Genomic DNA, 14,405 nt, shown 5'->3' with positions numbered 1-14,405 from the left:
GCCGCGTTGGCGTGATGTTAGCCACATTGTGGACGCGGAGTCAGTACCCCGTACGGGGCCACTCGCCGACATGGCCGGATAGACGCAGCGGTCCCGCCCGCCGGTGAGGCGGACGGGACCGGAGAAACGCAGGTGAACAGCCCTATCGCGTGGCGCGGTTGACGGCGGAGACGACCGCCTTCAGCGACGCGCGTGTCGTATTCGCGTCGATGCCGATCCCCCACAGCACCTTGTCGCCGATCGCGACCTCGATGTACGAGGCGGCCACCGCGGAGGCGCCCTCGCTCATCGTGTGCTCCTGGTAGTCCAGCAGCCGGGCGTCGACGCCGATGCCCTGCAGGGCGTGGAAGAACGCGGAGATCGGGCCGTTGCCGGTGCCGACCAGGGTGGTCTCGACGCCGTCCACCTCGGCCTCGACGGTGAGCGTGTCCACACCGTCCTTGTCCGTCGTGGACTGGCCGTTGCGGACCTGGACACGGCCCCAGGGGTTGCCCGGGTTGGGCAGGTACTCGTCCTGGAAGGCCGCCCAGATGTCCTTCGGGGTGACCTCGCCGCCCTCGGCGTCCGTCTTCGCCTGGATGATCCTCGAGAACTCGATCTGCATCCGGCGCGGCAGGTCCAGCTTGTGGTCGTTCTTCAGGACGTACGCGATACCGCCCTTGCCGGACTGCGAGTTGACCCGGATGACGGCCTCGTACGAGCGGCCGACGTCCTTGGGGTCGATCGGCAGGTACGGGACGGCCCACTCGATGTCGTCGACCGTGACGCCCTTGGCGGCCGCGTCGGCCTCCATCGCGTCGAAGCCCTTCTTGATGGCGTCCTGGTGGGAGCCGGAGAAGGAGGTGTAGACGAGGTCGCCGACGTACGGGTGGCGGGCGTGGACCTCCATCTGGTTGCAGTACTCGGCGGTGCGCCGGATCTCGTCGATCTCCGAGAAGTCGATCTGCGGGTCGACGCCCTGCGAGAACAGGTTCATGCCCAGGGTGACCAGGTCGACGTTGCCGGTGCGCTCGCCCTGGCCGAACAGGCAGCCCTCGACGCGGTCGGCGCCGGCCATCAGCGCCAGCTCGGCGGCCGCGACCGCCGTACCGCGGTCGTTGTGCGGGTGGACGGACAGGCAGACGTACTCACGGCGGGACAGGTTGCGCGACATCCACTCGAAGCGGTCCGCGTGCGTGGAGGGGGTCGAGCGCTCCACGGTGGCGGGCAGGTTCAGGATGATCTCGCGGTCCGGGCCGGGCTGCCAGACGTCCATGACGGCCTCGCAGACCTCCAGCGCGAAGTCCAGCTCGGTGTCGGTGAAGATCTCGGGGCTGTACTGGTAGCCGAAGACCGTCTCGGGACCCAGCAGCTTGCGCGCGTACTCGACCACCAGGCGGGTGCCGTCGACGGCGATGTGCTTGATGTCGTCCCTGGAGCCGCGGAAGACCACGCGGCGGAAGACGGGCGCGGTGGCGTTGTACAGGTGGAGCGTGGCGCGCCTGGCGCCCTTCAGCGACTCGACGGTCCGCTCGATCAGGTCCTCGCGGGCCTGGGTCAGTACGGAGATCGTGACGTCGTCCGGGATCGCGCCCTCTTCCTCGATGATCGAGCGAACGAAGTCGAAGTCGGTCTGGCCGGAGGCCGGGAAACCGACCTCGATCTCCTTGTAGCCCATCTTGACCAGCAGGTCGAACATCTCGCGCTTGCGCGCGGGCGACATGGGGTCGATCAGTGCCTGGTTGCCGTCGCGCAGGTCCGTGGAGAGCCAGCGGGGGGCGACGGTGATCCGGTTGTCCGGCCACGTGCGGTCGGGGATGTCGACCTGGTCGTACGGGCGGTACTTGTGGATCGGCATGGAGGTGGGCTGCTGTCGGTTCACCATGATGCGAGGGGCTCCTCTGGTCCGCTTGATCCTCGGAACCGGTCGGTTCTCGATCCGAGGGACGGCCGACGGCGCAACGCCGAACTCCGCGGGGAGGGGGTCGGCCTCGACTACAGGCCCTCGCCGCGGCAGCTAAGGAGAAGCAGCCCGATACGCATGATGCTCCGCATGCTAGCCGACCCCCGTCACGGGTGAGCCCGCGTATCACCATGCGGGACGCCACCCCCGCCCGCACGGGACGGCGCGACCCGTCACGGCGAGCTCGCATCCGTACAGGAAACCGGACCCGACCGCCCCCCTTATCCCATCATTTCACCAATCATGGTTGCCGCTAGTGACAGTGGCATCACGGAGTGCGATGGTGCCGGGCATGACGACACACGGGGGCTTCGAGCCCGTCTTCTGCACCATCGTCCCGCCCCACGTCCTGGACACCCTGGCCCGGGCGCAGAACCCGGCGATCGCCGCCAAGGCGCGCCGCACCCTCCAGCAGGACGCCTACGAGCGCACCAGCCGCCGGCTGACCACCGTGCTGGGCGCCCCCGCCCTGGCCCCGCCCGCCGGCGCCGCCGAGGACAGGCCCACCCGCACGATCCACGACGCACGGCACAAGCAGGACCTCCCCGGCCGGAAGGTCCGCGGCGAGGGCGACAGGCCCGGCAAGGACGCCACCGTCAACCGTGCGTACGCCGGCCTGGGCGCCACCTTCGACCTGTTCTCGAAGACGTACCACCGCAACTCGGTCAACGGCGAGGGCCTGCCGCTGAACGCCACCGTCCACTTCGGCGAGGACTACAACAACGCCTTCTGGAACGGCGAGCAGATGGTGTTCGGCGACGGTGACGGCGAGATCTTCCTCGACTTCACGATCCCGGTCGACGTCATCGGCCACGAACTCGCGCACGGCGTCACCCAGTACACGGCGAACCTCACCTACTTCGGCCAGCCGGGCGCTCTCAACGAGCACTTCTCGGACGTCTTCGGCTCGCTCATCAAGCAGTACACGCTGGGCCAGACCGCCGCCGACGCCGACTGGCTGATCGGCGCGGGCCTGCTCGCCCCGAGCGTCACGGGCACGGCCCTGCGGTCGATGAAGGCCCCCGGGACGGCGTACGACGACGACGTGCTCGGCAAGGACCCGCAGCCCGCAACGATGGACGACTACGTCCGCACCGGCCGCGACAACGGCGGCGTGCACATCAACTCCGGCATCCCCAACCACGCCTTCTACCTGGCCGCGAGCGCGCTCGCCGGGCACGCCTGGGAGCGGGCCGGGCAGATCTGGTACGACGTGCTGACCGGCGGCGAGCTGGGCTCGGAGGCGAGTTTCACGGACTTCGCGGCGCTCACCCTGGCGCAGGCCCGCACCTCGTACGGCGAGGGCGAGGAACTCCAGGCCGTCACGAAGGCCTGGGAACAGGTGAAGGTGCCGACCCGGTGACCGCAGCGCCGGTTCCGTACTAGACAAGGACCCATGCGTATTCAGGTGAGCCGCACAGGCGGCTTCGCGGGCATCGGGCGGCACGCCGAGATCGACACCTCGGGCCGCCCCGACGCCCAGGAATGGCACGCCCTGGCCGAGCGGGCGGTCGCCGCCGGCCGGGGCACGCCCCCCATGGGCGTCCCGGACGGCTTCAGCTACGAGATCACGGTCGACGGAAGGACGGCCTACTGCACGGACCCGCACCTGACGGAGGAGCAGCGGAAACTGATCACGAGGGTCCTGAAGGAGGGCGCGTAGAGGGACCGCCGGGAGAGGCGCGAAGACCGTCGGGAGGGGCGCGGGGCCGTCAGGGACGCGGCCACGGCCCCGTTGACTTCCGTCACCGGCGGTACGCATGATCGCGCCCATGGCCACGAACGCGACGCCCGTTCCCCCGTTCCCGCCCGGCTTCCTCTGGGGGGTCTCCACCTCGGCCCACCAGATCGAGGGCGCGGCGGACCGGCGGGCCCCTTCCGTGTGGGACGCCTTCACGGCCGAACCCGGCCGGGTGAAGGACGGCTCGACGGCCGAGGTGGCCTGCGACCACTACCACCGCTATCCCGAGGACGTGGCGCTCCTGCACGACCTCGGCGTGGACGCGTACCGCTTCTCCGTCTCCTGGCCCCGGGTGGACTCGCCCGGCGGCCTGGACTTCTACGACCGGCTGGTCGACGAGCTGTGCGCGGCGGACGTACGCCCGGTCCCGACCCTCTTCCACTGGGACCTGCCCCTGGCGCTCCAGGAGGCGGGCGGCTGGCTGCGGCGGGACACGGCCGGGCGGTTCGCCGAGTACGCGGCCCGGGTGGCCGCCCGGCTCGGCGACCGGGTCACCAAGTGGATCACCCTCAACGAGCCCGCCGAGCACACCCTGCTGGGCCACGCCCTGGGCGCGCACGCACCGGGCGGCCGGCTCCTCTTCGACGCCCTGCCGGTGGCCCACCACCAGCTGCTGGCCCACGGCCTCGCCGTACGGGCGCTGCGCGCGGCCGGGGCCGGGGACATCGGCATCGCCAACTCGCACGGCCCGACCTGGCCCGCCTCCCAGGACCCCGCGGACCTGGAGGCGGCCGATTTCTACGACCTGCTCCTCAACCGGCTGTTCGCGGACCCGGTGCTGCTGGGGCGGTACCCGGAGGGCATCGTCGAACTGATGCCGGGCAGCCCCGAGGAGGTCGCCGCCGACCTGGAGATCATCGGGGAGCCGGTCGACTGGTACGGAATCAACTACTACGCGCCGACCAGGGTGGGCGCGCCGCAGGGTTCGCAGATCGAGTTCGGCGGACTGACCATGCCCGCCGAACTCCCTTTCTCCGTACGGGAGATAGCGGGCTACCCGGTCACGGACTTCGGCTGGCCGGTGGTGCCGGAGGCCCTCACCGAACTGCTGGTGGACTTCCGCGGACGGTACGGCGACCGGCTCCCGCCCGTCGTGATCACGGAGAACGGCTGCTCGTACGAGGGACTGGACGACCAGGACCGGATCACGTACCTGGACGGGCACCTGCGGGCCCTGCACCGGGCGTCGGAGCAGGGCGTGGATGTCCGCGGGTACTTCGTGTGGTCGCTCCTCGACAACTTCGAGTGGGCCGAGGGGTACGCACGCCGCTTCGGCCTGGTGCACGTCGACTTCGGGACACTGGAACGGACCCCGAAGGCGTCCTACCACTGGCTGCGGGACGTGCTGCGAGCTCAGCGGTGACGACGGCGAAGGGTTCTCCGCGCCCCTGTCAGGGGCGCGGGGAACCGCGCGGGAACGCGCAGCGCGACAGGGGGGTCTGAGGGCACAGCCCCCAGAGGCACCCTCAGGGACACCCTCAAGGGCACCCTCAGAAACCGAGCTTGCGCAGCTGGCGGGGGTCCCGCTGCCAGTCCTTCGCCACCTTCACATGCAGGTCCAGGAAGACCGGAGTCCCCAGCAGCGCCTCGATCTGCTTGCGCGACTTGATCCCGACCTCCTTCAGCCGCTTGCCCTTGGGGCCGATGACGATGCCCTTCTGGCTGGGCCGCTCGATGTAGACGAAGGCGTGGATGTCGAGCAGCGGCCGGTCCGCGGGCCGGTCCTCGCGCGGCAGCATCTCCTCGACGACGACGGCGATGGAGTGCGGCAGCTCGTCCCGCACGCCCTCCAGCGCGGCCTCCCGGATCAGCTCGGCCACCATGACCTGCTCGGGCTCGTCCGTGAGGTCGCCCTCGGGGTAGAGGGCCGGGCCCTCGGGGATGAGCGGCACGAGCAGGTCCGCCAGCAGGTCCACCTGCTCGTCGGCGACCGCCGACACGGGCACGATCTCGGCCCACTCGAAGCCGAGCTCCTTGCCGAGCTGGTCGATGGCGATGAGCTGCTCGGCGAGCGTCTTGCTGTCCACCAGGTCGGTCTTCGTGACGATCGCGATCTTCGGCGTCTTCTTGATGGACGCCAGTTCCTTCGCGATGAAGCGGTCGCCGGGACCGAGCTTCTCGTTCGCGGGCAGGCAGAAACCGATCACGTCGACCTCGGCCCACGTCGTGCGGACGACGTCGTTGAGCCGCTCGCCGAGGAGCGTGCGCGGTTTGTGCAGCCCCGGGGTGTCCACCAGGATCAGTTGGGCGTCGGCCCGGTGCACGATGCCGCGCACCGTGTGCCGCGTGGTCTGCGGCTGGTTCGCGGTGATCGCCACCTTCTGGCCGACCAGAGCATTCGTGAGGGTGGACTTGCCCGCGTTGGGGCGGCCCACGAAGCAGGCGAAGCCGGCGCGGTGGGGTGCCCCCGAGGATGATTCCGAGGATTCCGGCGGCTCGGGTGACTGGGTACGAACGCTCATGGCGCCCATTGTCCCTGATCGTCGAGCCCCTGCCGTACCAGGATTCGGCCTCCGCCGTTCCGTACCCCCGGCGGGGCGCCCCGCCGGGGGCGCGGGGAACCGTGCGGCGGGGTCCGGCCCGCACCTTACGCCGCACGCCGCGACCGCCTACGATCACCTGCGTCGTCCCCGCCGCGCAGTCCGTCGCCCTGCTTCCCCGCTGCGCAGTCCGTCGTCCCCACCGCGCAGAAGGCCAGGTCCCGGGCATGAAGCTCATCACCGCGATCGTCAAGCCGCACCGCCTCGACGAGGTCAAGACCGTACTGCGGGAGATCGGTGTGCACGGGCTGACCGTCACCGAGGCCAGCGGTTACGGGCGCCAGCGCGGCCACACCGAGGTGTACCGGGGCGCCGAGTACCAGGTCGACCTCGTACCGAAGGTCCGTATCGAGGTCGTCGTCGGGGACGCGGACGCCGAATCCGTCACCGAGGCGATCGTGCGGGCCGCGCGGACGGGGAAGATCGGCGACGGGAAGGTGTGGACCGTGCCGGTGGAGACGGTGGTCCGGGTACGGACCGGTGAGCGCGGCCCCGACGCCCTCTGACCCGGGCCCGGCCCGGACCCGGCGGTCACTCGAACACGAACGGGCCCGGTGACTGCGGTCCCTGCGCCGTGCACGTCACGGTGATCCCGAAGATCACCATCTGCAGGGAGCCGCCGAAGGCCTCCAGGCTGTCGCCGGCCGCGACGGTGCCGTCCAGCGGGCCGACCGTGACGCTGTCGCCCGCGGCCATCGCGGGGTTCTCGGTGCCCGTGAAGGCGGTCGTCCCGCCGTCCGCCTTCACCAGGGTGAGGGTGGAGGCGATCGAGTCCTCGGCGAGGGCGAGCGGGGCGGTGATCGACGAGGCGACGCGGACGGTCGCGGCGGTGCCGTCCTGGGTGGCCGTGAGGGTGGCCGTACCGCCGCCGTAGACACCGCAGTCGGCGACGATGGTGGCGTCCTGGGGGACGACGGCCGCGGCTCCCGGAGCGAGTGCGATGCCTGCGGCGAGGGTGCCGGCGGCCAACGCCGCGCTGATTGCCGTTCGCTTGCGGATCATTGGATTCCCTTCCCTGGTACGGGAGTTGCCGTATGGGGACGGCCGAATCTGACGGCCCGTCGGGAGAACTGGCGTCCATTGATGCGCGAGGGGGCAGGGATTGCAAGAGAAGCGGGGGTGATTCTTCCGGTAGGCGGGTTCTCGCCCGTCGCCACCGCCCGCCCTCGGAGGGAACCGCGGACGGAACCGTTCAGCCCGCGGTCACCACGGACCGCACCGCACCGTCCACGCCCGCGAGCAGCACCGGCGTCGCGGCCCCGCCGAGATCCCGTACCGCCGCGAGGTCGTCCTCCGCGAGGGACTCCCCCTCGCCCACCACCGCCGCCGCCTCCAGCCCCGCCGCCCCGGAGGCCACCGCCATGGCCACCGCGGTACGCAGCGCGCTGAGCCGCAGCGACGGCAGGGCGACGGTGCCCGCCACATACGTACGGCCGTTGTCGTCCCGTACGGCCGCCCCCTCGGGCACTCCGTTACGCGCCCGGGCCGCGCGGGCCAGGGTGACGATCTTGCGGTCCTCGGGGTCGAGCGCGCTGCTGTCGGTCATGCCCAGAGCATACGAAGCCCCACCGGCCCCCCGCGCCGCGGTACACCCCGCCGCCGACGCGTACGTCTCCCGTACAGGGGGACTCGGCAGGCAGTCCACGAAAGGAGCCGACATGTCCGGGACGCACGACGACGACCTGTCCCACCCGCTGGAACAGGTGACCGGCGAGAAGGACGTGACACCGGAGGAGGAAAGGGCCGAGCGCCGGCAGGACGGAACGAGCACCGACGACGGGACCGACGCAGCCGACGGGGAGCAGCCTGCCGACACGGCGGACGCACCGGACTGACTGCGCAGACCACCGGACGCCGTCCCGCTGCCCCTCCACCCCCTCGCCCCACCGTCCGCACGTTCCGTCCCCCTCCTCACAGCGCGTCACCGCGCGATGTCCCGGTGTGTGCGGAACCCTGGCAGCTGTACGCGGCACTCCGACAGATCAGGGAACCCGATGACTGCTGACACGACGCCGGTGACGGCGATGCCGGTCGAGGGCGACGGCCACGACGGCGCATCGCGGTGATCCCGCAGGGTCCCCCCGGTCCGCCGGACCGGCCGGGCGCCGGGCTGGCCGGCGAGATCGAGGGCTATCTGCTCCTGGAGGCCGAACGGGACCAGGCGCGGCGGGAGGCCGCGGCGCTGTGCTCCAGGCTGCCCTGGCTCACCACGGCCCAGGCCGAGGACGTGGCGCGGCACTACGTCGACCAGCGGCTCGGGCTGACCGGACAGGCCCTGCGGCGGACCGCGGACAGGGCCCACCGGCTGAGGGGGGAGTACGAGTCCCGCTACGCCGCGCTGCGCGTGACCCTGCTGAAGTGGCACGCCCTGTGCGCCTCGCTCCTCCTCGCGGTCGCGGGCACGGCGGGAGCGAGCGTGTACGTGCTCACCCGGTGACGTGACCGGGTGAGCACCGGGCCTCAGGCGCGGTCGAGCCGCAGCCGCTCGGCCCTCGGCAGTTTGGCCACCACCAGGTCGTACGAGTCCTCGACGAGCTCCCGGACCAGCCGGTCCGGGAGTGCGCCGTCGGCCGTCACCGTGTTCCAGTGGCGCTTGTTCATGTGCCAGCCGGGCGCGATCAGGCCCTCGTGCTCACCGCGCAGCCGCACCGCGTCCTCGGGGTCGCACTTCAGGTTGACCTTGAGGGGCCTGGTCTCCAGGGAGCTGAGCGCGAACATCTTCCCCAGCACCTTGAAGACCGAGGTCTCCGGGGTGAAGGGGAACTCCTCCACGGCGGCATCGAAGGACAGGCACAGCGTGCGCAGCTCCTGCGGGGTCACTCCGGTTCCCCCTCCTCGGAGTCGGCCGGCGCGACGGCCTCGACGGGCTCGACCAGCACTGTGACGATCTTGTTGCGGCGGCCGGCCGACGCCTCGGCCGTCAGCCGCAGCTCGCGTCCGTCGGGCAGTTCGACCACCGAGGAGGCGCCCGCGATGGGCACGCGGCCGAGCGCCTTGGCGAGCAGTCCGCCGACCGTCTCGACGTCCTCGTCGTCGTACGCCTCGAAGCCGTACAGCTCGCCGAGGTCACCGATGTCGAGCCGGGCGGTCACCCGGTAGCGGTCCTCGCCCAGGTCCTCCACGGGCGGCAGCTCCCGGTCGTACTCGTCGGTGATCTCGCCGACGATCTCCTCCAGGATGTCCTCGATGGTGACGATGCCGGCCGTGCCGCCGTACTCGTCGATGACGACGGCGACGTGGTTGCGGTCCTGCTGCATCTCGCGCAGCAGGTCACCGGCGTTCTTCGTGTCCGGGACGAAGGCGGCGGGCCGCATCGCCGTGGACACCAGCTCGCTCTCCGCGTCCCGGCTGATGTGGGTCTTGCGCGCCAGGTCCTTCAGGTACACGATGCCGACGACGTCGTCCTCGCTCTCCCCGGTGACCGGAACGCGCGAGAAACCGGACCGCAGGGCCAGGGTGAGCGCCTGCCGGATGGTCTTGAACCGCTCGATGACCACCAGGTCCGTCCGCGGGACCATGACCTCGCGCACCAGCGTGTCGCCCAGCTCGAAGACGGAGTGCACCATGCGGCGCTCCTCGTCCTCGATGAGCGACTCCTTCTCGGCGAGGTCGACCATCGCGCGCAGCTCGGCCTCGGAGGCGAACGGGCCGCGCCGGAAGCCCTTGCCGGGCGTGAGCGCGTTGCCGATGAGGATGAGCAGCGGCGGGACCGGCCCCATGATCCTGGCGAGCGGCAGCAGCACGTACGCCGCCGCCGTGGCCGTGTTCAGGGGGTGCTGGCGGCCGATGGTGCGCGGCGAGACGCCGACCGCGACGTACGAGACGAGGACCATCACGCCGATGGCGGCGGCCAGCGCCTGCCAGGTCTCGGTGAACTCCTTCAGGCACGCGTACGTGACGAGGGCGGCGGCCGCCATCTCGCAGGTGATGCGCACCAGCAGCGCCACGTTCAGGTAGCGGGTCGGGTCGGCGGCCACCTGGGCGAGCTTGGCGCTGCCGCGGCGGCCGGACCTGACCGCCTCCTCGGCGCGGAAGCTGGAGACGCGGGCGAGGCCGGCCTCCGCGCAGGCGGCGAGCCAGGCGACCACGACGAGGGCGATGGCGCCCAGGACCAGTTGCGGGCTCATGAGACGGTCGGGGCCGGGGAGGGACCGGTGAGGCCCTTCTCCGCACGCCAGCCGTCCACGATGGCCGCCTGCAGACCGAACATCTCGGCCTTCTCGTCGGCTTCCTCGTGGTCGTAGCCGAGCAGGTGCAGCACTCCGTGGACGGTGAGGAGCTGGAGCTCCTCGTCCATGGAGTGCTGCGTCTCGGCGTCCTTGCCCTGCTGTTCGGCGACCTCCGGGCACAGCACGATGTCGCCGAGCAGCCCCTGCGGCGGCTCGTCGTCGTCCTTGGTGGGCGGCCGCAGCTCGTCCATCGGGAACGACATGACATCGGTGGGGCCCGGCAGGTCCATCCACTGGATGTGCAGCTGCTCCATGGCGTCGGTGTCCACGACGATCACCGAGAGCTCGGAGAGCGGGTGGATGCGCATCCTCGCGAGGGCGTAGCGGGCGATGTCGAGGATCGCCTGCTCGTCGACCTCGGTTCCGGACTCGTTGTTGACGTCGATCGACATGGTCGCGCTGGTCTACTTCCGTTTGGTACGGGCGCCCTTGTGGGTGCCGTTCTCCGTGCCGTTCTCACTGTCGTACTTCTCGTACGCGTCGACGATACGGCCGACCAGCTTGTGCCGTACGACGTCCTGGGTCGTGAGCCGCGAGAAGTGGACGTCGTCGAGGCCCTCCAGGATGTCCTGGACCTGCCGCAGACCGGACTTCGTGCCGCTCGGCAGGTCGACCTGCGTCACGTCACCCGTGACCACGATCTTCGAATCGAAGCCGAGCCGGGTGAGGAACATCTTCATCTGCTCGGCGCTGGTGTTCTGCGCCTCGTCCAGGATGATGAAGGCGTCGTTGAGCGTGTTGTGCGTGAGCAGGTAGTCCTGCGTCACGTACAACGAGTCCTCCGCCGCGACCTGGATGCAGACCGCTTCCTCACGGCCCGCGGGTTCGATGCTGTCGATGAAGCGCATCGGGCGTCCGCCGCCTCCGGCCGCCAGGTACTTGTCACGTTTGCGGGCAAGGCGGAAGGGCTCGATGCCTTCGGGGAGGCGGATGTCGACGACGTGGGCGTCACGGTTGTGGTTGACGTCACGGTCCCTGGCCCTGCCGGGCTTGCGCCCCTCAGCGGCACGACGGCGGGTATAGGCCACACCACCCAACGACTGCACCAGAGCGATGACGTCGTCACGGAGCAGGATCGATGTCGTCGAGTACTGGATCCGGCACGTGCGGTCCGTCTGGGTGACGGGGCCACCGTCCGAATCGAGCAGGCCTTGAAGGACTGCCAGTCGCACTTCGGCGGAGTTGTTCAGGTAGTCGTCGGGGACGAACTTGGAGTGCGAACGGCTCCGCAGCAGATCCAGCTCGCGCAGGATCCGGGTGACCGGATTCTCGAGAGTGACCACGTCGCCGGGGCTCTTGATCCGGTTGAGGACGTAGTCGGGTCCGCCGCGGTGGCGTAGTACGACCCCTGGAAGCGCGGCTTCCAGTGCCTCGGCCAGTTCCGGGTCCTCCGTCGCGAAGGAGGGCGTGGTGGAGCCCGTCAGGCAACCGTCGCCGAGAAGAAGCCCCAAAGCGTACGGATCCATGGGGATCTCGCGCTCGGGCAGGGAGACCGGACCGGTGAGCATGGGCAACTCGTACCGCCGGGCGTGCGCAGCGCGAAGGTTGCCGATCATCTCCTTCGTCTCCAGCACCCGCCACGGCTTGTCGCGGCGCTTGTCCGATGCGGTCCGGACGGTCCACAGGTGCTCGCCGCAGCACAAGGTCCAGGAGCCGTCCTGGGCGGTGACGCGGTAGATGTCCTTCTCGCCCTGCGGGTAGACGCCCAGCACGGGGGTCGGCTCGCCGTTCGAGCCGATGACCAGGTCACCGACCGCAAGGTCACCGATGGGGCGCCAGCCGTCCGGCGTCAGAACATTGGTGAAGAGCGGCTGCGCGCGGCCGCGCATGTACGCCAGTGGTGCGACCTCGATCGTGCCCGCCGCCATCAGCCGGGGGATCGAGTCCGGGTCGAGCATGTCGTGCAGCGCGTCGTACAGCGGGCGCAGGTAGGGGTCGATCTTGTCGAAGAGCGTGCCGGGCAGGAAGCCGAGCCGCTCTCCGGCCTCCACCGCGGGGCGGGTCAGGATGATGCGGCTGACCTGCTTGGACTGCAGGGCCTGCACGGCCTTGGCCATGGCGAGGTAGGTCTTGCCCGTACCGGCGGGGCCGATGCCGAAGACGATGGTGTGCTTGTCGATGGCGTCGACGTACCGCTTCTGGTTGAGCGTCTTGGGGCGGATGGTGCGGCCCCGCGAGGACAGGATGTTCTGGGTGAGGACCTCGGCCGGGGTCTCCGGGCCGTCACCCTCCCCGTTCTCGCTCGCCCGCAGCATCGCGATCGATCGTTCCACCGCGTCCTCCGTCATCGGCTGTCCGGTGCGGAGCACCAGGATCATCTCGTCGAACAGGCGTTGGACGAGGGCCACCTGACGGGCGTCGCCTACGGCGCTGATCTCATTGCCCCGGACATGGATGTCGGTCCCCGGGAAGGCCTTCTCGATCACGCGCAGCAGGGCGTCCCCGGATCCCAGCACGGTCACCATCGGGTGGGTGGGGGGAACGGTGAACTGTGCTCGTGACTGCCCCTGCGCGGGGTTGTGAGCTGTGGGTGTCTGCGTCATGGGCCGGCTCTGTAGGCCTGCTCATCTCCCTCGGTGAGGCACGCTTGCCGGTACGGCAGCTTTGTGCCTCCAAGAGTACGACGGGGCGCCGACAAGACCGTAGGACTTTTCCGTCGTACCTGTGGTCCCGTGCGTCACCTGGCCCCCTGCGTCACCGTGACCGCGGCCACGGCCCCGCGCTCCTCACACCGGCGCGCGGAACCCGATCGTCGGTACGGCCCGTCGCAGGGGCCACGTCCGGGCGGTCTCCGGGAGCAGCGGTTCCAGGAAGGCGTACCGGCCGAGCGCGGCGGGGTCCTGGTCGTCGTAGGACTGCACGCGGCGCCACCAGGCGGCGATCTCCGACCAGCCGGGCGCGGAGAGCGACCCGCCGAACTCCTGGACCGAGAGGGCCGCGGTGAGGCCGGCGAAGGCGAGGCGGTCGGCGAGCGGCCAGCCGGCCAGCGTGCCCGTGACGAACCCGGCGACGAAGACGTCCCCGGCGCCGGTCGGGTCCATGGCCTCCACCTCGATGGCCGGAACCTCCGCGGTCTCGCCGGTCCGGCGGTCCACGGCGTACGCGCCTTCGGCACCCAGCGTGACGACGGCCAGCGGCACGTACTCGGTGAGGGCGTGCGCCGCCGCGCGGGGACTGGCGGCGCCGGTGTACCGCATGGCCTCCTCCGCGTTCGGCAGGAACGCCTCGCAGTGCCGCAGGTCGGGCAGCCCGGCGAGGTCCCAGCGTCCCGTGTCGTCCCAGCCGACGTCGGCGAAGATCCGGGTGCCGCGGGCCGCGGCGCCGGCGATCCAGTGCGCGCTCGTGCCGGGCGTCAGCGAGGCGACGGCCGCCCGCGCACGGGGTGAGCAGTCGGGGGCGGGCTCCTCCGGGGGCGGCTCGTGGCCGTGGCTGACCATGGTGCGTTCGCCCTCGTACGCCATCGAGACGGTCACCGGGGAGTGCCAGCCGGGCGCGGTGCGGGACGCGGAGAGGTCGATGTGCTCGCCCTGCTCCAGGGCGTCCCAGCAGTACTCCCCGTAGTGGTCGTCCCCGAAGGCCGCCGCCAGGGACGTCCTGAGGCCGAGGCGGGCCAGGGCGGTCGCCATGTTGGCGACGCCGCCGGGGCTGGAGCCCATGCCGCGGGCCCAGGACTCGGTGCCGCGCACGGGCGCGGAGTCGAGTCCGGTGAAGATGATGTCGAGGAAGACGGTGCCGGTGAGGTAGACGTCCCAGGGCGGGTCGTCGCAGCGGCGCAGTTCGGCGAGCGGGTCGAACTGGGCCTGTCGGTACGGTCCCTTCCCGTCGGACGCGGTCACGGTGGGCTCCCATGGGTGGTGCGGATTCAGGCCAGTGTGCACCACCCGCTCCGCCGGGGCTCCGAAGGCGACACGCCGGGGGGGAAGGTGCGGGTCCGTCGTGGCCGTTCGCGCGGT

15 protein-coding genes are annotated in these 14,405 nt (G+C 70.8%); 6 read left to right on the top strand and 9 right to left on the bottom strand.

Annotated elements, in window-relative coordinates; translation table 11 throughout:
• Positions 1-142 precede the first annotated feature (142 nt).
• On the bottom strand, positions 143-1,864 hold the full coding sequence (gene leuA / locus QFZ75_RS25915) for a 2-isopropylmalate synthase (RefSeq protein WP_307540595.1): 1,722 nt from the start codon (positions 1,862-1,864) through the stop codon (positions 143-145).
• A 370-nt stretch (positions 1,865-2,234) separates the two neighbouring features.
• Here leuA and QFZ75_RS25910 point away from each other — a divergent pair, with 370 nt between their 5' ends.
• The 3 genes from QFZ75_RS25910 to QFZ75_RS25900 all read left to right on the top strand — a co-directional run bounded on the left by QFZ75_RS25910 (position 2,235) and on the right by QFZ75_RS25900 (position 5,046).
• The gene (locus tag QFZ75_RS25910) at positions 2,235-3,305 is read left to right on the top strand and encodes a M4 family metallopeptidase (RefSeq protein ID WP_307540593.1); all 1,071 of its coding nucleotides are present in this window, start codon (positions 2,235-2,237) and stop codon (positions 3,303-3,305) included.
• A 33-nt stretch (positions 3,306-3,338) separates the two neighbouring features.
• Entirely contained in the window at positions 3,339-3,605 is a 267-nt protein-coding gene (locus QFZ75_RS25905) for a protealysin inhibitor emfourin (RefSeq protein WP_307540591.1), read from the top strand.
• A 109-nt stretch (positions 3,606-3,714) separates the two neighbouring features.
• Positions 3,715-5,046 (top strand): GH1 family beta-glucosidase, encoded by a 1,332-nt coding sequence (locus tag QFZ75_RS25900; RefSeq protein WP_307540589.1) that lies wholly within the window; start codon positions 3,715-3,717, stop codon positions 5,044-5,046.
• 127 nt (positions 5,047-5,173) lie between these two features.
• Here the strand turns inward: QFZ75_RS25900 and era are convergent, their stop codons facing one another.
• Positions 5,174-6,154, bottom strand: a complete 981-nt coding sequence (era, locus tag QFZ75_RS25895; protein ID WP_307540587.1) for a GTPase Era — start codon at positions 6,152-6,154, stop codon at positions 5,174-5,176.
• A 236-nt stretch (positions 6,155-6,390) separates the two neighbouring features.
• On the opposite strand from era, the gene QFZ75_RS25890 reads away from it, so the two are divergent.
• The gene (locus tag QFZ75_RS25890) at positions 6,391-6,729 is read left to right on the top strand and encodes a P-II family nitrogen regulator (RefSeq protein ID WP_307540586.1); all 339 of its coding nucleotides are present in this window, start codon (positions 6,391-6,393) and stop codon (positions 6,727-6,729) included.
• A gap of 25 nt (positions 6,730-6,754) precedes the next feature.
• On the opposite strand, the gene QFZ75_RS25885 is transcribed toward QFZ75_RS25890, so the two are convergent.
• Both QFZ75_RS25885 and QFZ75_RS25880 read right to left on the bottom strand, forming a co-directional pair.
• Complete coding sequence (locus tag QFZ75_RS25885; RefSeq protein WP_307540584.1) at positions 6,755-7,225, bottom strand: hypothetical protein; 471 nt, start codon at positions 7,223-7,225, stop codon at positions 6,755-6,757.
• Positions 7,226-7,415: 190 nt separating this feature from the next.
• A complete protein-coding gene (locus tag QFZ75_RS25880) occupies positions 7,416-7,769 on the bottom strand; it encodes a cytidine deaminase (protein WP_307540583.1) in 354 nt (117 codons plus the stop codon).
• Between the two features lie 112 nt (positions 7,770-7,881).
• On the opposite strand from QFZ75_RS25880, the gene QFZ75_RS25875 reads away from it, so the two are divergent.
• Positions 7,882-8,058: a hypothetical protein gene (locus tag QFZ75_RS25875; RefSeq protein ID WP_307540581.1), complete on the top strand. Its 177-nt coding sequence runs from the start codon at positions 7,882-7,884 to the stop codon at positions 8,056-8,058.
• A 227-nt stretch (positions 8,059-8,285) separates the two neighbouring features.
• The gene (locus tag QFZ75_RS25870; protein ID WP_307540579.1) at positions 8,286-8,660 is read left to right on the top strand and encodes a hypothetical protein; all 375 of its coding nucleotides are present in this window, start codon (positions 8,286-8,288) and stop codon (positions 8,658-8,660) included.
• 23 nt (positions 8,661-8,683) lie between these two features.
• On the opposite strand, the gene QFZ75_RS25865 is transcribed toward QFZ75_RS25870, so the two are convergent.
• The 5 genes from QFZ75_RS25865 to QFZ75_RS25845 all read right to left on the bottom strand — a co-directional run bounded on the left by QFZ75_RS25865 (position 8,684) and on the right by QFZ75_RS25845 (position 14,288).
• Positions 8,684-9,043 (bottom strand): MmcQ/YjbR family DNA-binding protein, encoded by a 360-nt coding sequence (locus QFZ75_RS25865; protein ID WP_307540576.1) that lies wholly within the window; start codon positions 9,041-9,043, stop codon positions 8,684-8,686.
• Positions 9,040-10,350: a hemolysin family protein gene (locus tag QFZ75_RS25860; protein ID WP_307540574.1), complete on the bottom strand. Its 1,311-nt coding sequence runs from the start codon at positions 10,348-10,350 to the stop codon at positions 9,040-9,042. The genes QFZ75_RS25865 and QFZ75_RS25860 overlap by 4 nt, the downstream gene beginning before the upstream one ends.
• Positions 10,347-10,844 (bottom strand): rRNA maturation RNase YbeY, encoded by a 498-nt coding sequence (gene ybeY, locus QFZ75_RS25855; RefSeq protein WP_221352600.1) that lies wholly within the window; start codon positions 10,842-10,844, stop codon positions 10,347-10,349. The genes QFZ75_RS25860 and ybeY overlap by 4 nt, the downstream gene beginning before the upstream one ends.
• Positions 10,845-10,856: 12 nt before the next feature.
• Entirely contained in the window at positions 10,857-12,995 is a 2,139-nt protein-coding gene (locus QFZ75_RS25850; RefSeq protein WP_307540571.1) for a PhoH family protein, read from the bottom strand.
• A 183-nt stretch (positions 12,996-13,178) separates the two neighbouring features.
• Complete coding sequence (locus QFZ75_RS25845; RefSeq protein ID WP_307540570.1) at positions 13,179-14,288, bottom strand: carbohydrate kinase family protein; 1,110 nt, start codon at positions 14,286-14,288, stop codon at positions 13,179-13,181.
• Positions 14,289-14,405: the final 117 nt, after the last annotated feature.

Source organism: Streptomyces sp. V3I8, from assembly GCF_030817535.1.
Lineage (GTDB): Bacteria > Actinomycetota > Actinomycetes > Streptomycetales > Streptomycetaceae > Streptomyces.
Note: the sequence above shows the minus strand (reverse complement) of the source record. Positions and strands in the feature narration are given on the sequence as shown.